The organism is Nonomuraea sp. NPDC049504, from assembly GCF_040676845.1.
Lineage (GTDB): Bacteria > Actinomycetota > Actinomycetes > Streptosporangiales > Streptosporangiaceae > Nonomuraea > Nonomuraea salmonea.
In genome coordinates this window covers 165,600-186,676 of sequence record NZ_JBFAPT010000020.1, presented here as the reverse complement: position 1 = coordinate 186,676, position 21,077 = coordinate 165,600, and the positions used below count along the sequence as shown (strand labels likewise).

Genomic DNA, 21,077 nt, shown 5'->3' with positions numbered 1-21,077 from the left:
CTAGACTTTACGAGGTTTTTGAGCGAAGTCTGGGGAGCAAGCGTGCGCGTACGGGCGTTCATGGCCGGCCTGGCCACGGTGACGATGCTGGCCGGGTGCGGCGGACTGGAGGCCCGGTCGAGCGGCGGGGTCTCGGACGCGAAGCCCGACTCCGCCGCGGTCGCCGACGCGAAGAAGAAGCTCGGCGAGCTGGAGGTCAAGGGCCGCGCGCCCAAGACCGGCTTCGACCGCGACAAGTTCGGCCCGGCCTGGTCCGACGTCGACCGCAACGGCTGCGACACCCGTAACGACATCCTCAAGCGCGACATGGAGGACGAGACGTTCAAGTCGGGCACCCACGACTGCATCGTGCTGACCGGCACCCTGAACGACCCGTACAGCGGCAAGACCATCGAGTTCGAGCGCGGCCAGAAAACCAGCAGCATGGTCCAGATCGACCACCTGGTGCCGTTGTCGGACGCCTGGCAGAAGGGCGCCCAGCAGTGGTCGGCGACCAAGCGCAAGGAGTTCGCCAACGACCCGCTGAACCTGCTCGCCGTGGACGGCCCGCTGAACGGCCAGAAGAGCGACTCCGACGCGGCCACCTGGCTGCCGCCGCGCAAGGCGTACCGGTGCGCCTACATCGCCCGCCAGATCGACGTGAAAGCGAAATACGGGGTCTGGGTGACCTCGGCGGAGAAGGACGCCATGAAGGGCATCCTGGACTCCTGCTGACCGCATGAGCGCGCCGGCCCACCGTGGGGGTGAGCCGGCGCCACAGGAAGGTGCGGAGGATCAGTCGTCGTCGTTGTCGTCCTGGTCGTCCTGGTCGTCGTTGTCGTCCACCTGGGACTTGGTGACCTTGCCCGAGGCGGCGTCCACCTTCACCTCGTGCCGCTGGGAGCCCTTGACCAGCTCCAGCTCCCAGACGTCGGCGGCGGTGTCGTTGCGGTCGAAGTCGAGCTCGCTGACCCAGGCGCCCGGCACCTGCTGGTGCGCGATCTCGATGGCCTGCTCGGCGGTGACCTTGGGTGCGGCGGGTGCGGCGGCCTCGGCCGCGGTCGCGGCGGTGGCGTACGCCGCGCCACCGCACGCGATCAGGGAGACGACACCGGCACCGGCCACGAGAAGCTTCTTTGTGATTCGCATGCCCCTACCAAACCGCGACCCCCGGTAATCGCGCGCTAAACGGTGGTTAAGGCGGCGAGAAGACACTTCAGGGGGCGGCGAGGAGCAGCTCGACGCGGGCGCCGCCGCGATCTCCGGTGGCGACGGTCAGGCCGCCGCCCGTCGACTCCGCGGTGCGGCGGGCGATGTCGAGGCCCAGGCCGGTCGAGCCGGCGCCGCTGGTGCCGCGCTCAAGGAGGGCCGGTTCGAAGCCGGGGCCCGTGTCCTCGACGGTGAGCAGGGCGCCGGGCGGGTGCGGGCGCAGGCGTACGGACATCGCGACGCCCTCAGGGGTGTGGGCGAAGACGTTGCCGAGCAGGGCGTCCACGCACGCGGCCAACTCCTCGGCGCCCACCGCCACCGGCAGCGGGCCGTCCGGCAACGTGACCGTGACCTCGCGTCCCTGGTCCTCGGCCAGCACCGACCAGAAGCGCACCCGCTCGCCCACCACGGCCGCCGCGTCGCACGACTCGCGGCCGGCGGTGCGGCGGCGGGCCTCGGTGATGACGGCGCTCACCGCGCGCTCCAGCGCGTCCACGCGGGCCTGGACGCGGGCCGCCTCCTCCGGGTCGCGCAGCGACTCGGCGTCCAGCCGCAGGCCGGTCAGGGGCGTGCGGAGCCGGTGCGACAGGTCGGCGACGGACTCCCGCTCGGCGGCCAGCAGCTCGTCGATGCGTCCTGCGAGGTGGTTGAGCGCGAGCGCGACCGAGCGCACCTCGGGCGGCCCGCCCGGCTCGGCCCGCGCCGTCAGGTCGCCGCCGGCGAGCCGGTGGGAGACCCCGGCCAGGCCGTCCACGGGCCGGGTGACGGCCAGCGCCAGCCGGTCGGCCAGCACGATGCCGAGCACCACCAGACCGAGCCCGATCAGCAGCAGCGCCAGCCACGCCTCCCGCACGCCGCGCCCCAGCTCGTCATCGGGCACGAACACCCTGATCACCGCGGTCCCGCCGGGCGACTGCGCCGAGACCAGCACCTCCCTGCCGCCTGGCGCGGCGGCGGTGACGCTGCGGCCGGTCGCGGCCAGGCGGACCGCGTCGGAGCGGCGGGCCGGCGAGCCGACGGTGGTGCCGTCGGGCAGGAACACGGTCACGGGACGCGACACCTGCTCGACCGTCAGCGGCAGGTCGGGCGCGCCGACCGCGACGGCGACCGACTCGGCGGCGGCGGTGGCCCTGCTCATCGCGCCGTTCTCGGCCACGGCGCGGATCAGCAGCGCCATCGGCACCAGCAGCGCGATGAGCACGAGCGAGGTGGTGGCCGCGACGAGCAGCGCCAGCCAGCGCCTCACGACGGCTCGACCAGCTTGACGCCGACGCCGCGCACGGTGTGCAGGAAGCGCGGCTCGGCCGCGGTCTCGCCCAGCTTCCTGCGCAGCCACGACAGGTGCACGTCCACGGTCTTGTCGGCGCCCCCGTACGGCAGCTGCCACACCTCGGTCAGCAGCTCCCGCTTGGTGACCACCTCGCCGGGCCGGGCCGCGAGGTAGTGCAGCACGTCGAACTCGCGCGGCGTCAGGTCGAGCGGCGTGCCGTCGAGCGTCGCCGTACGGGCTCGCGGATCCACCCGCAGCGCGCCCACCGCCAGCGGTTCGGGGGCGGAGCCGCCCGCGCGCCGCAGCACGGCCCGCACCCGGGCGTCGAGCTGCGCCGCGCTGTACGGCTTGACCACGTAGTCGTCGGCGCCCGCGTCGAGCACGGGCACCATCTCGGCGTCGCCGTCGCGGGCGGTGGCCACGATGACCGGCACCCGGCTGACCGCCCGCAGCATGCGCAGCAGCTCCACGCCGTCGAGGTCGGGCAGCCCGAGGTCGAGCACGATCAGGTCGGGCCGGTCCTGGACGGCCAGCCGCAGCCCGTCCATGGCGGTGGGGGAGGAGGAGACGGCATGGCCGAGCTCCCGCAGCCCCCGGCTCAGCGCCGTACGGATCGCCACGTCGTCCTCGATGAGCAGGATGTCTGCCATACGAAGAACGTAGACGCTTTCCTGCCCTGCCTTGAGCAGCCTTAGCGTCGCCTTAACCTGGCGTTAGCCGGACAGGGGAGAACCTGAGCAGGATGAAGAGACTAGTCGCGGCCTGGGCCGCCACCGCGATCGCCGCCACCGGCGCGGCCGTGGCGGTGCTCGGCCTGCTCGGCAACGGACTGACCGGCTCCGACAGCCACGTGCTCGGCCCCGAGGAGGTGCGCGCGGAGCTGGCCACGGCCACCACCCGCGGCGCCGCCACCCCGGCCCCCGCGGCGACGCAGACCGGGCAGAGCCGGCTGATCCGCAGCGCGGGCGGCACGGTGATCGCCTCCTGCGACGGCGGCCTGGTCACGCTGCGCTCGTGGAGCCCGGCCCAGGACTACAAGGTGGACGGCGTCGAGCCGGGGCCTGCGGGTGAGGCGAAGGTGGAGTTCGAGCCGGACGAGGGCGAGGAGGTCGAGCTGACCATCGTCTGCTCGGGCGGCGCCCCCGTCGTACGCGAGCACTGACCAGGCCCCTCGCGCCAGCGGTGACCGGACGTGCGCAGGTGCCGGTACTCCAGCACGGCCAGCGTCAGGGACGAGGCGACCCCGCACAGGTTGAGTGTCAGCCACAGCCAGAACGGCACGCCCTTCGGGTCGCCCTCGCTCAGCTCCAGACCGGTGACCAGCAGCATGACGGCCGTCGTGCCGACCGGCGCGAGCAGCGGGTGCAGCTCGGCGCTCCACAGCCCGGTGCGCGCCGCCCAGTAGAGCGTGCAGCCCCAGAAGCACCAGAACCAGAGGAAGAGCAGCGGGGACAGCAGGATGAGGAACAACGTCCCCACCCCGGCGTCCGGGAGCGAGATCGCGACGGTGCCGTCGCCGGCCGCCACCAGCAAGGACCAGGTGACGAACGGCAGCACGACGACCGCCACCGCGAGCCCCGCGCGGGCGAGCAGCCGCCGCGCGCCCGGCATGAGCGTGCCGCGCAGGCCGGGCCGGGTCACGAGCAGCAGGACGACGAACGCCAGCGGCGGCAGGAGCAGCGCGACCACGCCGCTCTGCACGACCTTCAGCCCGAGGCTGCCCGAGACGAACATGATGTGCTGGTAGTTCGACGTCGCGATCACGATCATCACCAGGCCGGTCGCCGACCGCCAGAACGCGAGCCGGTCCAGCAGCCGGTCCTTCTTCCCCGTGCCGACCTGGGGTTTGAACACCTGTCTTGCGAAGAGCCACGGCAGCAGCACGTTGAGGGCGGCACGCCGCTGAGGTGAAATCACTCGGTCCTCCCATGGTCAGAAGCCGGGGAACACGGCCACGGTAGGGAGATCACCTTGCGGGCGGCTTGACCGCCGGTGTCAGGGCGCCTCGGCGCTGAGCGCCGACTTCGTCAGCTCGGCCTGGCGGCGGATCTGTCCCATGACGATGGGGTTGACGCCCTTCGCCTGGAACGTGGCGACCATCGCGTCCATGACGGCGTTCGCCCTGACGAGGTCGCCCTGCCGCGCCTCGGCCCTGGCCAGGCGGCGCATCGCCAGGTTGAGCGTGATGTTGTCGATGCCGCCCGCGCGGACGACCTGGCCGAGGTGCTCGATGCCCTGCTTGGGGTCGGGCGGCCGGACCCGCAGCCCGCCCGGCGTCAGCTCCTTGAACTCGCGCTCGGCGTTGAGCCCCTTGACCAGCCGGGCGTAGACGGCCAGCGGATGGCCGCCGTGCCGGTTGATGAGCTCGTCCAGCGCCAGGTTGCCGGCGCGCAGCTCGGGCGCGTCGGAGCCGAGCAGCGAGAACAGCTTGCCCTGCTGCTCGCCCAGCATCAGCTCGGCCACCTCGTGGTCGGCGCGGCTCACCGGGAGGCGCACCCTGACCGGGCAGGCGGGGGAGACGATGCGGGAGCCGTCGGCGGCGATGTACCGGGCCCGCACCTGGTACTCGCCTGGCTGCTGGAAGTAATGCCCGTCGCGGCCGTGCCCGACGTACGCGCTGCGGTACATCGCCGGGTTGCCCGCATCGAGCCTGACGTCCGTCGAGCCGTCCACGCAGTGCCGCATCATCGGCCGGTACAGCACGGTCGAGCCGTCCGGCCGGGTGATCGAGACCTGGGTGAACTCGGTGTCGGGGTGCAGGTGGCCGTGCGTGGTCACCGGCTCGCCCGCGCACGACAGCTTCAGCTCGACCACGACGGGCTCGCCCAGCTCGAACGACTCCTTGGCGCGCAGCTCCAGCCGTAACCCGGAGTGGTCCTCGACCGGCCGTTCGAAGGGGTCGATCTCGGCGGCGCCCCGGCCGAAGGCGTTCGCGCCCATGGCGACGTCGCGGTAGAAGCCGTGCCGCAGGTGGACCAGTTCGGCGTCGGTGAACTGGAACGGGAAGGCCGCCCAGTACGCCGGCTCGCCGCCGGGACGGTAGTTCCACGCGTAGTTCATCCACGACAGGTCGCCGAAGCCGCCTTCGGGGCCGAGCGGCTGGGGCGGGCCGGCGAGGTTCTTCTCCCAGGAGTGCAGCAGGTTGAAGGCGTGGCCGAGCTCGTGCACGTACGTGCGCAGCTGCGCCCGCCGCGACTCCGGCGTGTCCCCCTTGATCGCGTCGTAGAAGACCGCGGAGCCCTGCCGCTGGTGGGCGTCGTCATAGTCGAACATGATGCCCCGGTAACCGCCGACGTGCTTGCCGGCGACCAGCAGCCACACCCGCCAGGCGGGCGCGTCGCCGAACGCGCCGAAGTGCCGGGTCATCGCGTGGTGCAGCTCGGCGTCGTCCCACGCCAGGTCGGCGCCCGACCCCTCGACCGGGATCACCTCGGGCCCGGCCACCCGCAGCTCGACGCCGGCCTCCGCGTACGCCGCCGCCACCGTCAGCTCCCTGTCGGGCGAAGCGGCCGGCCCCGGCAGCGTGCCGGTCCGGTACGACGCGAACGGCACGGACCCGACCACGGAGTCCTGTTCGAGCAGCACGCTGCGGAAGTAGGGGGAGGCGAACACCACCGGGTACGCCCGCCCCGCCACCACCGCGCTGCCCGCCCCGTCGGCGAGCTCGACCCGCACGTCACGGTCGGGCACGTCGAAGGTGAAGTCGCCGCGCCCGTGGATGAGCCCGTCGCGCACGTCGGGGGCGTGCACCACGAACGAGCCCGCGTAGGAGGTGGTCGCGCCCGCCACGGTGAACAGGTCACCGCTCACCCGCCCGGTCGGCCGCGGCCCGTCGACGTCGACGCGGAGCGCCAGCCGCGAGTCGCCGTCCTGTCCCTCGTACAACCCGCTGATCATGGGAGCTCCTGGGATCGCTAAGGGGTCATACCGGGACACTGATCCCGTGCGCAGGACCTGTCAACGGCTCCCGCGGACCTGCAGCGCGCCGAGCAGCTCCTCCGACGCCCTGGTGATCGCCTCGACCGCGTGGTCGAACGCCTCCGCGTTGTGCGCCGCGGGTGCGCGGAAGCCGGAGATCTTCCTGACGTACTGCAGCGCGGCCGCCCGCACGTCCTCCTCTGTCACGCTCTCGGTGTACGGCGGGCGGAGGGTCTTGATGCTTCTACACATGTCTCAACCGTAATAGCCGATGCGCTGGCTGATCTCGTTCGCGCCCGCCACCAGGGTCGCCCCCACCTCGGGCAGCCGTTCCTGCGTCAGCCGGTACGACGGGCCCGACGCGCTGACGGCCGCCACCACCGACTCGTCGGAGCCCCTGATCGGCGCGGCGACGGCGTTGAGCCCCACCTCCAGCTCTTCGACGGCGGTGGCCCAGCCGCGCTCCTTGATCTCCTCCAGCCCCAGCTCGTCGGCCGAGGTGATGGTGTTGGGCGTGTAGCGTTCCAGCTCGGCGGGCGGCCGCAGCGCGCCGAAGGCGAGCAGCACCTTGCCGCTGGAGGTCGCGTGGGAGGGGGTGCGCTGGCCGACCCAGTTGTGGCCGCTGATGGCGGCGGGGCCGCGCACCTGCGTGATGTTGACCGCGTCGCCGTTGCGCGGCACCGCCACGCTGACGGTCTCGCCGATCTCCTCGGCCAGGCGCAGGCAGACGGGGCGGCTCTCGCCCGACAGGTCGAGGCGGGCGGTGGCCGCGCCGGCCAGCCGCACGACGCCGAACCCGAGCCGGTAGCGTCCGCGATCGCCGCTCTGTTCGACGAGCCCGCCCTGTTCGAGGGCCGATAGCAGGCGGAAGGCGGTGGATTTGTGTACGTCCAGCTCGGTCGCCAGGTCCGTGACCCGGCTGGCGCCGTCGCGGGCGAGGATCTCCAAGATCGCGATGGCACGATCGACCGACTGGACCGACGTGCTGTTGCTCATAGCGCAACAGAATATCGTTCAGTCGGCGATCGGTCCCAGCTCGTCACCGAACTGCGATGCGATCTCCCGCATGCCGGCGGCCAGCTCGTCGCGGTCGAGGGCGTCGATCCGCTCGGCGGGGCCCGAGACGGACATGGCCGCGACCACCCGGCTCCCGTCCCGCACCGGCACGGCCAGACAGTGCACGCCCAGCTCCTCCTCGCCCAGGTCGAGCGCGTAGCCCCGGCTGCTGACGACCTCCAGCTCGGCCTGCATCGCGGGCAGCTCGGTGATCGTGTTGGGCGTGCGGCGCGGCATGCCGGTGCGCTCGAACACCGCCAGCGCCTCCGCCGCCGGCCGCCCGGCCAGCAGCACCTTGCCCACCGCCGTGCTGTGCGGCAGCACCCGCCTGCCCACCTCGGCGAACATCCGGAGCCTGCGCGGCGAGGGCACCTGCGCGACGTAGACGACGAAGTCGCCTTCCAGCACGGCCAGGTTCGCGGTCTCGCCGGACAGCTCGACCATCTTCGTCAGGTACGGCTGCGCCCACACCCCGACCATGCTCTCCGCGATGCCGCCCAGCCGGACCAGCCCGCCGCCGAGCGCGTACCGGCGGTCGGACTCCTGCCGGACGTAGCCACGCGACAGCAGCGTCTGCAGCAGCCGGTGGATCGTGCCGTACGGCAGGCCCGTACGCGCCGCGATCTCCGACAGCCCCGCCTCGCCCCCGTGCTCGGCCAGCGCCTCCAGCACGTCGAGCGCCCGCTCCACGGACTGGACGCTCACAGCGTGACCCCGCGCAGGGAGGCGTCGAGCACTTCCGCGGTGTGGGCGACCCTGATGTCGGCGCCCGCCCGCTTCATCGCCGCGGCGATCTGCATCGTGCACCCCGGGTTGGCCGACACCAGCAGCTCGGCCCCCGTCGTGCGGACCGAGGCCGCCTTCCTGTCGCCGAGGTCGCGCGCGGCCTGCGGCTGCAGCAGGTTGTACGTGCCAGCCGAGCCGCAGCAGATCGCCGACTCGGGGATCTCGCGCACCTCCAGGTCGGGAATGCCGGCCAGCAGCTCGCGCGGCTGCGCCCGCACGCCCTGGGCGTGGGCCAGGTGGCAGGCGTCGTGGTAGGCCACCGTGAGCGGCAGCGGGTGCCGCTTGGCCACCGGGCCCAGCTCGGCCAGATATTCCGACAGGTCCATGACCCGGAAGCCAGGCTCGCGGCCGAGCAGCTCGGCGTACTCCTTCATGGTGGAGCCGCAGCCCGCCGCGTTGACCACGACCGTGTCCACGCCGGCCCGCTCGAACACCTCCACCGTCCTGCGCGCCAGCCGCCCCGCCTGCCGGTCGAGCCCCGAGTGCACGCTGAGCGCCCCGCAGCAGCCCTGCTCCGGCGGCACCACCACGTCGCAGCCCTCCAGCGCGAGCACCCGCGCGGTGGCCGCGTTGACCTGCGGGAAGAACTCCCGCTGCACACACCCGGTGAGCATTCCCACCGTGGCGCGGCGCTCGCCCCTGGCCCTCACCAGGCGCGGCAGGCGCTGCCGCCGCTCGACGCGGGGCGCCAGCCCCGCCATGGCGCCCAGGCTCGGGTTCGCCCGCTCGAGGAACGGCGCCATCCGCCTGGCCAGCCCCATCGTCGGGCGCAGCATGCGCAGCCTGCGCGGATAGGGGAACAGGTTGAAGACGATGCCGCGCACGGCGCGCTCCTGCGGCTCGCGGACATGCTCCCGCTCCACCTCCACCCTGGTCTGCTCGATCAGCCGGTCGTAGCGCACCCCCGAGGGGCACGCCGTCACGCAGGCCATGCAGCCCAGGCAGGCGTCGAAGTGCCCGGCCATCTCGGGCGTGACGGGGGTGCCCTCGACGTGCTGCTTCATCAGGTGGATGCGGCCGCGCGGCGAGTCCATCTCCTCGCCCCACAGCGCGTACGTCGGGCACGTCGGCAGGCAGAACCCGCAGTGCACGCAGTCGTTGATCAGCTCCGGGTCCACGTCACACGCCTCCCACGTACCGGCCCGGGGACATCCTGCGACCGGGATCGAACCGTTCCTTGACCCGCCGCATCAACGGCAGCGAACCCACCTGCCCCCACCTGTCGACCTTCGCGTACGGCGCCGCCAGCACCTGCACCCGCCCGCCGGCCGCTTCGACCCCGGCCCGCAGCCGGGCCACGGCGGCGGCCAGCTCGCCCTCCTCCATCGCCCGCGCCGACTCCAGCAGCAGCCGCCCGCGCACCGGCGAGCCGCGCAGCGCCATGCCGGTAGGGCCGGCCGCGTCCAGCACGGCCGCCGTCGCCGCCGGCGGGAACCGCAGCTCGATCAGCACCTCGTCGGCGAGGATGCGCCCCCACCACGGCGGCGGCTCCTCGGTGACCTCGCCCGCGCCGATCACATCGCGCAGCGCCGCCGCCCTGCCGGCCGCCGCCGTGCCCTCGACCAGCGCGGCGAGCGTGATCGGCGCGTCAGGGGCGGGCCTGTCGATCTCGACCGCGCTCGGCTCGGCCTGCGAGGCCGCGAGGCCGGCCGCCTTCGCGGGATCGTCCAGGCGGGCGACCACCCAGCGGCGGCCGGGCGGCAGCGGGTGGAGGCGGAACGTGGCCTCGGCGATGACGCCGAGCGTGCCGTACGAGCCGGTGAACAGCTTGCCCAGGTCGTAGCCCGCGACGTTCTTGACGACCTTGCCGCCCGAGCGGGCGATCGTGCCGTCGGGCAGCACGACCGTGATGCCGATGAGCAGGTCACGGGCGGTGCCGTAGCGGAACGCGCGCGGGCCCGCCGGCCCTCCGGTGGCGAGCGTGCCGCCGACCGTGGCGTCCTCGGCGAACGGCACGTCGAGCGCCAGCTCCTGACCCTCGCTCGCGAGCACGCCGGCCAGCGCGCCCATCGTCACCCCGGCCTGCGCGCGCACCACCAGGTCGCCTGCCGCGTGCTCCAGCACCTCGTTCATGCAGCACAGGTCGAGCAGCACGTCGCAGCGCTCGGGCGGCGGCGCCCAGTGCAGCTTCGTGCCGCCGCCGGCGGGCACCACCGCGAGGTCCCGCTCCGCGCAGGCCCGCAGCGTGGCCGCGATCTCCTCGACGCTCTCCGGCAGCACCACCCAGCGGGGCCGCACCCCGGCCACCGCGTCGTCCGGCCCGGCTTGCCGGGTCGTGACGCCGCCGATCGTGTCGCTCAAAACTGCTCCGCCTTCCCCGACTCGACCAGCGGGTGCACGCCCTTGCGCTTGCCCGGCACCTCGCCGCACAGGCGCGGGGTGGGGAACACCTTGCCCGGGTTCGCCAGCCCTTCGGGGTCGAACGCGCAGCGGACCAGCTGCATGGTGTCGAGGTCGTCGGCGCTGAACATCTTCGGCATGTACCGCGACTTGTCCACCCCCACCCCGTGCTCGCCGGTGATCGAGCCGCCGTGCTCGATGCACAGGTCGAGGATCGCCCCCGACACCACCTCGGCCCGCTCGCCCGCGCCGGGGTCGCCGTCGTCGAACAGCACCAGCGGATGCAGGTTGCCGTCGCCGGCGTGGAAGACGTTGGCCACCCTGATGTCGTGCTCCTCCGACAGCCGGTCGATGGCCGCCAGCACGGCCGGCAGCGACGTGCGCGGCACCACGCCGTCCTGCACGATGTACGCCGGGCTGATCCGCCCCACGGCGGCGAACGCCGACTTGCGGCCCTTCCAGATCGCCGCGCGCTCCGCCGGGTCGGCCGCGACCCGCAGCTCGAACGCCTCGGAGCAGATCTCCCGCAGCCGCGCGAACTGCCGCTCGACCTCGGCGGCCGGGCCGTCCAGCTCGACGATGAGCACCGCGCCCGCGCCCTCGGGATAGGAGCAGGCCACTGCGGCCTCGGCCGCCTCGATGGCGAGCGCGTCCATCATCTCGATCGCGGCGGGCACGATACCCGCGCCGATGATCGCCGACACCGCCCTGCCGCCCTGCTCGATGCTCTCGAACGCGGCCAGCACCGTGGTCACCGCCTCCGGCGCGCGGCTCAGCCGTACGGTGATCTTGGTGGCGATGCCCAGCGTGCCCTCCGAGCCGATGAACGCGCCCAGCAGGTCGTAGCCGGGGTCCATGCGGTCGAGCGTCACCAGGTCGCCGTCGGGGGTGACGATCTCGCACGCCTCGACGTGGTTGACCGTGAAGCCGTACTTGAGGCAGTGGGCGCCGCCCGAGTTCTCCGCCACGTTGCCGCCGATCGAGCAGACCTGCTGGCTGGAGGGGTCGGGGGCGTAGTAGTAGCCCTGGGCGCGCACGGCCTCGGTGATGGCCAGGTTCGTCACGCCCGGCTCCACCACGGCCCTGCGGTTGCGCAGGTCGATCTCCAGGATCGCCCGCATCTTCGAGGTGACGATGAGCACGCCGTCCTCGCGGGGGAGCGCGCCGCCCGACAGGCCGGTGCCCGAGCCGCGGGCCACGAAGGGCACGGTGTGCTCGTTGCACAGGCGCACCACGGCGGCGACCTGCTCGGCGGTCTCCGGCAGCACCACCACGCCGGGGGTGGCGCGGTGGTAGGTCAGGCCGTCGCACTCGTACGTGCGCAGGCGTACGGGATCGGTGATCACCGCGTCGTGAGGCAGCAGCGAGCGCAGCGCCGCGATCAGCATCTCCATCACCGATCCCCCTTTGTACGCTTCTTTATGGCATTTGAGCATAGGCCGGAAGGGTCAGGAACTCCGCGAAGTCGTCGTCCAGCGCCACCTGCTTGAACAGCTCCGTCGCCTGCCGGAACAGCCCCTCGTCGTAGCCCGGCTCCCCGGAGATCTTGGCCAGCTCCTCCCCGATGATCCGCTCCACGAGCTCCTTCGTCACCTGCTCGCCCGAGTCGGCCAGCGTGATGTCGTTGTGGATCCACTGCCAGATCTGCGAGCGCGAGATCTCGGCGGTGGCGGCGTCCTCCATGAGGTTGTGGATGGCCGCCGCGCCCTGCCCGCCCATCCAGGCGGCGAGGTAGCGCAGGCCGACGTCCACGTTGTTGCGCAGGCCCGCCTCGGTGATCTCGCCCGGCGTGTCCGACACCGCGAGCAGCTCGGCCGCCGAGACGCTGACGTCCTCGCGCAGCCGGTCGAGCTGGTTGGGCCGCGAGCCGAGCACCCCGTCGAACACCTCGCGGCAGATCGGCACCAGGTCGGGGTGCGCCACCCACGAGCCGTCGAAGCCGTCGTTGGACTCGCGCGTCTTGTCGGCCCGCACCTTCTCCAGCGCCACCGCGTTGACCTCGGGGTCGCGCCGCGAGGGGATGAACGCCGCCATCCCGCCGATCGCATGCGCGCCCCGCTTGTGACAGGTGCGCACCAGCAGCTCGGTGTACGCGCGCATGAACGGCGCCGTCATCGTCACCGCGTTCCGCTCCGGCAACAGGAACTCCCGCCCCCGCGTGCGGAACTTCTTGATCACGCTGAACAGGTAGTCCCAGCGGCCCGCGTTGAGCCCCGCCGAGTGCTCGCGCAGCTCGTAGAGGATCTCCTCCATCTCGAACGCCGCCGGGTACGTCTCGATGAGCACCGTCGCCCTGATCGTGCCCTGCGGGATGCCGAGCAGCTCCTGCGCCCTGACGAACACGTCGTTCCAGAGCCGCGCCTCCAGGTGCGACTCGATCTTCGGCAGGTAGAAGTAAGGGCCCTTGCCCTTGTCGATCTGCCGCTGCGCGCAGTGGAAGAAGTAGAGCCCGAAGTCGACCAGCGATCCCGACACCGGCTTCCCGTCGACCAGGGCGTGCTTCTCGTCGAGGTGCCAGCCGCGCGGGCGCACGACCACCGTGGCCAGCTCGTCGTCGGGCTTTAGCGCGTACGTCTTGCCGCCGGTCTCGAAGTCGATCGTGCGGTCGAGCGCGTCACGCAGGTTGAGGTGACCGGCCACGCAGTTCTCCCACAGCGGGGAGTTGGCGTCCTCGAAGTCGGCCAGCCACACCTTCGCGCCCGAGTTGAGCGCGTTGATGGTCATCTTCTTGTCGACCGGCCCGGTGATCTCGACGCGGCGGTCCTCCAGGCCGGGCGCCGGCGGCGCGACCCGCCACTCGCCCTCCCTGATCTCCTTGGTCTCCGGCAGGAAGTCGAGCGTGCCGCCCGCCGACAGCTCCGCCTGCCTGGCCTGGCGGGCCTCCAGCAGCTCCAGCCGCCGCGCGCCGAACTCCCGCTGAAGAGTCGCCACGAACGCGAGCGCCTCGGGCGTGAGGATCTCGTCGAACCGGTCGAGCATCGGGCCGGTGATCTCCATGGGCCTCCTCCTTTTCCATATGGTGGAAAGTGAATTCTGGATTGTGGAAGTGAACCTACTCTTACGCGCACAGCGGGTCAAAGGTCGGGGTGTCCCCGGGAGCAACCAGGGGTCATCCCCGATGCGGAACCCCTGCCCACGCGGGGAGGATCCTCTCCATGAAGACGATTGCGATCGCCGGCGGCCTGCTGGTCTCGACCTTGCTGCTGGCCGGTTGCGGACTGGAGAGCCTCGCCGGTCCCAACAACGAGGACACGGTGTCGTACGAGGTGACCGACAAGGTCGCCACGCTGAGACTGGTCTCCAGGTCGGGTGACGCCGTCGTCACCGAGACAGGCGGCAGCGGCATCCGCGTCGTCGAGACCCTTCACTGGCGTGGCGACGACAAGCCGCAGCCGGAGCACAAGGTGGACGGCCAGGAGTTGTTCGTCACCTATGGCTGCCCGTCGGAGTGGGGGAGCTGCAGCGTCGACTACAAGATCGAGGTGCCCAAGGGCGTGCGGCTGAACCTGGAGGCGGGCTCCGGCAACCTCACCCTCAGGGACAGCACCGGCGAGATCGACCTGAACGTCGGCTCCGGTGACGTGGACGCGGCCGGGCTGGCCGGCAAGAAACTCAACGGCGAGCTGGGCTCGGGCAACATCGAGCTCAAGTACGCCGCCGCACCCGAGGACGTCCGGCTCAAGACCGGCTCGGGCGACATCCGGCTGCACGTCCCCGACCAGGCGTACGCGGTGGACAGCGAAGTCGGCTCCGGCGACCTCGCCCTCGACGTCAAGCAGGACAAGGGCGCCTCGAACAAGATCTCCGTCACCGCGGGCTCCGGCGACATCACCGTCTCGCCCTCTTGACAGTCTGTGGGATCACCCTGATAACCAGGTGCTCGCGCCGAGGGTGTCGTGCCACCATCGTGGGAAGACATCGAGGTGTCCAGACGTTCCCTCATAGAGATGACACGTATGCACGAATTTCCCGCGCTCGACCCGATCGAGACCGGCGACCTTGACCTTGAGGACCGTCAGGCTCTGCGCCGCGTGGCGGGCCTGTCCACCGAACTTCAAGACGTCACCGAAGTCGAATACCGGCAGCTGCGGCTCGAGCGGGTCGTCCTCGTCGGCGTCTGGACCAACGGCACGGCGGAAGACGCCGAGAACTCTCTCCTGGAGCTCAAGCTCCTGGCCGAGACCGCCGGGTCGCAGGTGCTCGACGGGCTCATCCAGCGGCGTCAGAAGCCGGACCCGGCCACCTACATCGGCTCAGGCAAGGCCGTGGAGCTGCGCGACGTCGTCGAATCGACCGGCGCCGACACCGTGATCTGCGACGGCGAGCTGACCCCCGGTCAGCTCCGCCAGCTGGAGGAGACGGTCAAGGTCAAGGTGATCGACCGCACGGCGCTCATCCTCGACATCTTCGCCCAGCACGCCAAGAGCCGCGAGGGCAAGGCCCAGGTCGAGCTGGCCCAGCTGTCCTACCTGCTGCCCCGTCTGCGCGGCTGGGGCGGCAATCTGTCGCGCCAGGTCGGCGGCCGCGCCGCCGGCGGCGTCGGCATCGGCGGCCGCGGCCCCGGTGAGACGAAGATCGAGCTCGACCGGCGCCGCATCCGCGAGCGCATGTCCAAGCTCCGCCGCCAGATCAGCGGCATGTCCACCTCGCGCGACACCATGCGCCACCGGCGCCAGCGTCGCGAGGTGCCCGCCGTGGCCATCGCCGGTTACACCAACGCCGGCAAGTCCTCGCTGCTCAACCGCGTCACCGGCGCGGGCGTGCTGGTCGAGGACGCGCTGTTCGCCACCCTCGACCCGACCGTGCGCAGGGCCCGCACGTCCGAAGGCCGGCTGTTCACGATCGCCGACACCGTCGGCTTCGTGCGCCACCTGCCCCACCAGCTCGTCGAGGCGTTCCGCTCCACCCTGGAGGAGGTCGCCGACGCCGACCTGATCCTCCACGTGGTCGACGGCTCGCACCCCGACCCCGAGGGGCAGCTCGCGGCCGTCCGCGAGGTGTTCGCCGACATCGAGGGCGCCTCCGACGTGCCCGAGATCGTGGTGATCAACAAGGCCGACGCGGCCGACCAGGAGGTGCTCGACCGCATCGCCCGCCGCGAGCGCGACAGCATCGTCGTCTCGGCGCGCACCGGGGCAGGCATCCCCGAGCTGATGGAGCTCATCGAGGAGCGGCTGCCGCGCCTCGACCACGAGGTCCACCTGCTGGTGCCCTACGACAGGGGTGACCTGATCTCGCGGGCCCACAAGGAGGGCGAGGTCCTCTCGGTGGACCACGTCGAGGACGGCACCATCCTGCACGCCCGGGTCCTGCCCAGCTTGTCGCAGGAGCTGGAGCGGGTGGGCAAGCCGGTGGAGCACGCCATCTGACGCCTTCGCGAGCGCCTCTCGACGTGGGGAGAGCCTTCGTGAGCGCCTCTCGACGTGGGGAGAGCCTTGGTGAGCGCATCTCCACCTGAGAGGACTTCCGCGCCTCTCCGCGTGCGAGGACCTTTGTGAGCGCCTTTCCGCGTGAAAGGCGCTCACGCTCTTTCCTGGGTGGGCGCTTCTCCCTGTGAGAGGCGCTCACGTACTTCTGTCTGCGGCGCTCCCGGCCGGTCAGTGTGCCATCAGCGCTCGGCGTCCGCTGCCGGGTGCTCGTCAGGTGGCCCGGAGCCCTCCAGGTCCTGCAGCCGGGCGAGCCCAGGATCGCCGCCCTCGACAGCTTCGAAGCCCTGCGCGCCTGGGCCGACGTCGCCATCGAACGCCGGCAGGAGACCGGCTGTACTCCCTGCTAGCCGCCCTCCAGGGCGGCACCCTGCTGTCACGGACGATGCGCAACGTCCAGCCTCTGGAGGCGTCCATGAACGTGACGCTCGCCTGCATCCGCTCCCACGCCACCCACCCCCACCCCGTTCAACCCACCACCCGTGCGGCCCCACCCCGTGCGGCCCCAGTCCTCGCGGCCCCACTCCCTTGCTGTCCCGCCCCCTTATGGCCGGCCCTGCGCCCTTGCGCCCCACCTTCGCTTGCGGCCCTGGGCCTCGTGCCGTTGCGGCCCCGTTTATCGGCCTCGTGGCCGGCCCTTGCGGCCACGTCCCTGTCAGGGGGCGCCGCCTCGCAGGCGAGGCACTTCCTCTCCGGCTCCCCGCGTGCCTTGAGATCACTTGCAGCGCTCTGTCGTGACCCTGGAGGCTATGGCGGGCCCCGGCTCCTGAGGGGTGGCTTCGGGGCGTCTCGGGGGCTCGGAGCTCCGCCGTCGGTGGCCCCTTCGCGGGCCCGAGCCTCCTCCCTTGCCGTGCGGCGGCCGGGTCTTGGCGTGGGGTGGGGCCGGTGGGTGTGGTGGCGCTGCGTGCACATGCCGTATAACGGTCTCGTGATAGACCGGTCCTGCGATATGCATACGCTGCTAAAACGCGCGGGGCCGTACCCATCCCCATGGTTGGGCGACACTCTCCACAAAGCGTGCAGACCTCCCCAAAAGCGGCAGTGGTCCCCACCCCCCTGGGGTTGCTAGGATTAGCCAGACCTAACGTTGGTCTGGTTTTTGGGTTCGGGTTCTAGGTTTCGGATGATGACTGCGAGTGTTCACGTCGTCAGCGGGGGCCGTGGGGACGACGCAGGGCTGCGTGACGGTTGGGATGAATGGTCTTTCTTCCGAATAACCCTGTACAGCGGCCCGACATGTGAAATAACGTAACTGAACTGAAATCGCTGGATCATGCGTCCGGCGATACGGTCACCGCACTACTCGATGCGGATGAGAGCAGGAGACCCCCCATGTCGTCCGGACCCGGAGCGGACTCAGTGGGCGCGGCGCCGGCCGTGCGCTGTGCTCTGCACCCGTACGAGGGGTCGTGCGGGGTGGTGATGCGGTGACCGTTCGACTGCTGACCAACATCGGCCGTCTCTGGACCGGCAACGAGGTTCTCAGCAACGCCGCCATCCTGGTGCACAACGACCGCATCGCGTGGGTCGGCCGTGCTCCGGACCTGCCGCAGAGCGTGCCGGGCGTCGTCGATGACATCGTCGACGTCGATCACGTCGAAAACCTGGGCGGCGCTCTCGTCACGCCCGGGCTCATCGACGCCCACACGCATCCCGTCTACGCCGGCAACCGCTACGCCGAGCTGGCGATCCGTACGGGCGGCTCCACGTCCGCCTCGATCACCGCGGCCGGCGGCGGCGTGGGCTCCACCGTCACCGTGACGCGCGGCACCGACCCGTGGACCTTGTGCAACGGCGTACGCGAGCGCCTGCGCGACTGGCTGCTCAGCGGCACCACCACGGTCGAGGCCAAGACCGGCTACCACCTCACCCGCGACGGCGAGCTGGCCGACGTGCGGCTCCTGCGCGAGCTGGAGAAGGAGCCGATGATGCCGCGGGTGCACGTCACGTTCCTGGCGGCGCACGTGGTGCCGCCCGAATACTTCGGCAGGCAGCGCGAATACGTCGAGGCCGTGGGCGCGTGGTGCGCCGACGCGGCGGCGGCCGGCGCCGACAGCGTCGACGTCTACTGCGACGAGGGCTACTTCACGACCGAGGAGTCCCGCTGGGTGCTCGCCTCCGGCCGTAACGTCGGGCTGCTGCCCCGCATCCACGCCGGCATCTACAGCCGCCGCGGCGCCGTCCAGCTCGCCGCCGAGCTCGGCTGCGCCTCCGCCGACGGCCTGCACCACATGTCCGACGAGGACATCGCGATCATGTCGCGCTACGGCGTCCCCGCCGTCGTCTGCCCGGCCACGGCACTGCAGCGCGGCCACCTGCCGCCGGTCCGCCAGATGATCAAGAACGGCGTGCAGATCGCTCTGGGCAGCGACCACAACCCCGGCTACTGCGGCATCACCTCGATGTCCCTGGTGATCGCGATGGCGGTGTCGGCGTTCGGGATGAGCGTCAACGACGCCCTGCGCGCGGCCACCCTCGGCGGCGCCACCGTCCTGGGCGCTCCCGACCGCGGCGTGCTGGCTCCTGGCCGGCTGGCCGACATCGTCCAGTGGGACGCCGACCACGAGGGCGCCTTCGCCTGGTCCTTCGGCCTCAAGCCGCGCCGGGTGTGGCGGGGTGGAACGCCCGTTCAGTAGTTAATCTCGGTGTATGCCGCCCTTGGTCGCTGTTGTCACCGATTCGACCGCTTATCTGGGTTCCGTCCCCGGGGTGTCCGTGGTTCCCGTACAGGTGAACCCGAGGGGCGCTGCCGGGGCATCGGCCGCCGCTCCCGATGGTCCGCCGAAGTCCCCTTCTAGGGCACCGGCCGCCCAGCCTGACTCCTCAGGAGCCTTCGACGAGGGCTCCTTCACCGGCGACTTCACCTCGGCCACCACCTCCCGCCCCTCACCGGCCAGCTTCGCCTCCTGCTACTCCGACCTCGCCGCAGGCGGAGCATCGGCGATCGTATCCATCCACCTTTCCGGCGAGATGTCCGGCACGATCGAGTCCGCCCGCGCCGCCGCCAGGGAAGCCGCCGTACCGGTGGCCGTGATCGACAGCCGCTCGATCGCCATGGGCCTGGGCTACCCCGTACTGGCCGCCGCCCGAGCCGCCACGGACGGTGCCCCCATGGAAGAGGTGGTCTCGGCCGCCAACCGCTGCATCTGCGCCACCCGATCGTTCTTCTACGTGGACAACCTCGAATACCTCCGCCGCAGCGGCCGCATCGGCACGGCCGCCTCCCTCGTCGGCTCCGCCCTCATGATCAAACCGCTGCTGCACATCACGGAGGGCCGCATCTCCCTCCTGGAGAAGGTCCGTACGGCCTCCCGCGCCATCGCCCGCCTGGAGGACCTGGCCGTGGAGGCGGCCGGAACCGGTCCCGTGGACGTGGCGGTGCAGCACCTGGGAGCCCGGGAACGAGCCGAGGGCCTCGCCGAACGCCTCTCGAAGCGAGTGCCAGGGCTGGGGGAGCTGCGGGTGGTGGAGGTGGGCGCGGTGATCGGCGTACACGTCGGCCCGGGGATGCTCGGCGTAACCGTCACGCCCTGCGACACGTAGCGACAGTACGTCCTCCGCAAAGGAGACATGAGCGACAAGGGCCGCTGCTTGTCCACACCCTCGGCACAGGTTCCGGCCAGTATCCCCAGAACGCCGCTCGGCCCTTCCCCGCCCGCCGCCTCGCCGTACCTTCACTGCCGTGCGAACCCCCGATCCGACGGCAGAACGCGCCATAGCCGAGTCCCGGCTACGGTCGATCACCGCGCCTGCCCGCCGCGCCCGCCGCCGCCTCACCAGGCCGACCTGGGCCACCGGCATCGGTCCCGCCTACAAACCGCCCTACCAAGACACCCCAGGATCCACCACCGCCCTCAGGCCCCCGAAAACCACCAGCCTCACCCCACCCACCGACGAACCCCAGAACGCCGCACTTGCCCGGCTCCCCGACCTCCCCTTCGCCTCACCGCCGCCCTACGTCCCGCACCGCGCTCCTGGAGGCCAGGAGGGCAACTCATCACCGGCTTTGCCATCACCGCCACATCCCGACACACCTCACGACCCCGCAGCGCCACCCCACCCTGCCTCGCCACCGAATGTCCACCAAGCCCCACTTCCGGACCCAGAGGCGGACTTCGCAGCACCACCTCACCTCGACCCGCCAGCCGACCTTGGGACGTCACTCCTCCCGATGCCCGCGCACCTCACCCCTTCAGCGGGCTTGCCCATGCCCGAGCGCTTCGACGCTTCACCGAGCCTCGCCGCGCCCGCGTACCTCAGCCGTTCAGCGGACGTCACGGCACCGCTTGATCCCGGCACGCAACCGCCTCGGCCCTCAGCGCCCGGTCACCCTGCCCCGAAGGCTGCTCCCACCCCGAGCCCCGCAACAGCCTCCCTCCAGTCCCTACGCAAGCTCCTGGCCGCGCAGAGCCCCACTCTCGACCCCGGGAAGCCAGGTCTACGCGTCCTGCTCGCCATCGGGGTGCTCGCCACGGCGGTGGCCGCCTTCCTCGTCTGGCGCTCACAACCGACGCCCCAACCCCTGCCTCCGCCGACCCCCATCACCCCGCTGACCTCGATCACCCCTGCGTCCACCGCCGCCAAGGTGACCGTCCATGTCGCCGGCAAGATCCGCAAGCCGGGCGTCTACCTGCTCCCCGCAGGTGCAAGGGTGACGGACGCGGTGTCGGCGGCCGGCGGCGTGTCCAAGGGCGCATCCACAGGACAACTCAACCTCGCCAGACGCCTGATCGACGGCGAACAGATAGTCGTGGGCGCCCCACCAGGCCACGCAGCACCGGGCTCCCCGATCACCGACCCCGCCACCGCCGTCCTCGACCTCAATTCCGCCACCCCCGACCAGCTGGAACAACTCCCAGGCGTAGGAGAGGTGCTCGCCGCCCGCATCGTCGAGTTCCGTACCAGCCGTGGCGGCTTCACCACGATCGACCAACTCCGGGACGTCTCAGGCATCGGCCCGAGAAAGTTCGAGGAAATCAAACCCAAGGTCCGTGTCTGACATGCCCGCCCCCGACCCCACTTCACCTCCCGGCCCTGCTACCGACCCGACTCCTGGTTCAGCCTCAGACACCAGCTCAACTACCGGCCACGCC

General features: G+C 71.5%; 19 protein-coding genes. 7 read left to right on the top strand and 12 right to left on the bottom strand.

Annotated features, from left to right (window positions below; translation table 11 throughout):
- Window positions 1–42: 42 nt before the first annotated feature.
- The gene (locus AB0K28_RS33375) at window positions 43–714 is read left to right on the top strand and encodes an HNH endonuclease family protein (protein WP_345398976.1); all 672 of its coding nucleotides are present in this window, start codon (window positions 43–45) and stop codon (window positions 712–714) included.
- Between the two features lie 60 nt (window positions 715–774).
- Here AB0K28_RS33375 and AB0K28_RS33370 read toward each other — a convergent pair whose 3' ends face one another.
- The 12 genes from AB0K28_RS33370 to aceB form a co-directional block, all read right to left on the bottom strand.
- Entirely contained in the window at window positions 775–1,128 is a 354-nt protein-coding gene (locus AB0K28_RS33370; protein ID WP_364377794.1) for a PepSY domain-containing protein, read from the bottom strand.
- A 67-nt stretch (window positions 1,129–1,195) separates the two neighbouring features.
- Window positions 1,196–2,434 (bottom strand): HAMP domain-containing sensor histidine kinase, encoded by a 1,239-nt coding sequence (locus tag AB0K28_RS33365; protein ID WP_364377792.1) that lies wholly within the window; start codon window positions 2,432–2,434, stop codon window positions 1,196–1,198.
- Window positions 2,431–3,108, bottom strand: a complete 678-nt coding sequence (locus AB0K28_RS33360; protein ID WP_345398985.1) for a response regulator transcription factor — start codon at window positions 3,106–3,108, stop codon at window positions 2,431–2,433. The genes AB0K28_RS33365 and AB0K28_RS33360 overlap by 4 nt, the downstream gene beginning before the upstream one ends.
- 382 nt (window positions 3,109–3,490) lie before the next feature.
- On the bottom strand, window positions 3,491–4,375 hold the full coding sequence (locus AB0K28_RS33355; protein WP_364377790.1) for a hypothetical protein: 885 nt from the start codon (window positions 4,373–4,375) through the stop codon (window positions 3,491–3,493).
- A 78-nt stretch (window positions 4,376–4,453) separates the two neighbouring features.
- On the bottom strand, window positions 4,454–6,355 hold the full coding sequence (locus AB0K28_RS33350) for a hypothetical protein (RefSeq protein ID WP_364377788.1): 1,902 nt from the start codon (window positions 6,353–6,355) through the stop codon (window positions 4,454–4,456).
- 60 nt (window positions 6,356–6,415) lie between these two features.
- Window positions 6,416–6,628, bottom strand: a complete 213-nt coding sequence (locus tag AB0K28_RS33345; RefSeq protein WP_364377786.1) for a DUF2277 domain-containing protein — start codon at window positions 6,626–6,628, stop codon at window positions 6,416–6,418.
- Between the two features lie 3 nt (window positions 6,629–6,631).
- On the bottom strand, window positions 6,632–7,372 hold the full coding sequence (locus AB0K28_RS33340) for an IclR family transcriptional regulator (RefSeq protein ID WP_364377784.1): 741 nt from the start codon (window positions 7,370–7,372) through the stop codon (window positions 6,632–6,634).
- Window positions 7,373–7,390: 18 nt separating this feature from the next.
- Entirely contained in the window at window positions 7,391–8,137 is a 747-nt protein-coding gene (locus tag AB0K28_RS33335; RefSeq protein ID WP_364377782.1) for an IclR family transcriptional regulator, read from the bottom strand.
- On the bottom strand, window positions 8,134–9,336 hold the full coding sequence (locus AB0K28_RS33330) for a heterodisulfide reductase-related iron-sulfur binding cluster (protein ID WP_364377780.1): 1,203 nt from the start codon (window positions 9,334–9,336) through the stop codon (window positions 8,134–8,136). Before AB0K28_RS33330 ends, AB0K28_RS33335 begins: the two co-directional genes overlap by 4 nt.
- A gap of 1 nt (window position 9,337) precedes the next feature.
- Entirely contained in the window at window positions 9,338–10,519 is a 1,182-nt protein-coding gene (locus AB0K28_RS33325) for an FAD-binding oxidoreductase (RefSeq protein WP_364377778.1), read from the bottom strand.
- Window positions 10,516–11,952 carry an FAD-linked oxidase C-terminal domain-containing protein gene (locus tag AB0K28_RS33320; protein WP_364377776.1) on the bottom strand — a complete coding sequence of 479 codons (1,437 nt, stop codon included), beginning with the start codon at window positions 11,950–11,952 and terminating at the stop codon, window positions 10,516–10,518. Before AB0K28_RS33320 ends, AB0K28_RS33325 begins: the two co-directional genes overlap by 4 nt.
- Before the next feature lie 25 nt (window positions 11,953–11,977).
- A complete protein-coding gene (gene aceB / locus AB0K28_RS33315; protein ID WP_364377774.1) occupies window positions 11,978–13,555 on the bottom strand; it encodes a malate synthase A in 1,578 nt (525 codons plus the stop codon).
- A gap of 158 nt (window positions 13,556–13,713) precedes the next feature.
- Between aceB and AB0K28_RS33310 the strand changes: the two genes are divergently transcribed.
- The 6 genes from AB0K28_RS33310 (at window position 13,714) to AB0K28_RS33285 (ending at window position 20,983) form a co-directional block, all read left to right on the top strand.
- Window positions 13,714–14,406, top strand: a complete 693-nt coding sequence (locus tag AB0K28_RS33310) for a DUF4097 family beta strand repeat-containing protein (protein ID WP_364377772.1) — start codon at window positions 13,714–13,716, stop codon at window positions 14,404–14,406.
- Window positions 14,407–14,514: 108 nt separating this feature from the next.
- Window positions 14,515–15,927 (top strand): GTPase HflX, encoded by a 1,413-nt coding sequence (hflX, locus tag AB0K28_RS33305; protein ID WP_364377770.1) that lies wholly within the window; start codon window positions 14,515–14,517, stop codon window positions 15,925–15,927.
- Between the two features lie 233 nt (window positions 15,928–16,160).
- Window positions 16,161–16,334, top strand: a complete 174-nt coding sequence (locus AB0K28_RS33300; RefSeq protein WP_364377768.1) for a hypothetical protein — start codon at window positions 16,161–16,163, stop codon at window positions 16,332–16,334.
- A 1,077-nt stretch (window positions 16,335–17,411) separates the two neighbouring features.
- The gene (gene hutI, locus AB0K28_RS33295) at window positions 17,412–18,620 is read left to right on the top strand and encodes an imidazolonepropionase (RefSeq protein ID WP_345399018.1); all 1,209 of its coding nucleotides are present in this window, start codon (window positions 17,412–17,414) and stop codon (window positions 18,618–18,620) included.
- A gap of 73 nt (window positions 18,621–18,693) precedes the next feature.
- Entirely contained in the window at window positions 18,694–19,527 is an 834-nt protein-coding gene (locus tag AB0K28_RS33290) for a DegV family protein (RefSeq protein ID WP_364377765.1), read from the top strand.
- 919 nt (window positions 19,528–20,446) lie between these two features.
- Window positions 20,447–20,983 carry a ComEA family DNA-binding protein gene (locus AB0K28_RS33285; protein ID WP_364377763.1) on the top strand — a complete coding sequence of 179 codons (537 nt, stop codon included), beginning with the start codon at window positions 20,447–20,449 and terminating at the stop codon, window positions 20,981–20,983.
- The last annotated feature ends 94 nt before the right edge of the window (window positions 20,984–21,077 follow it).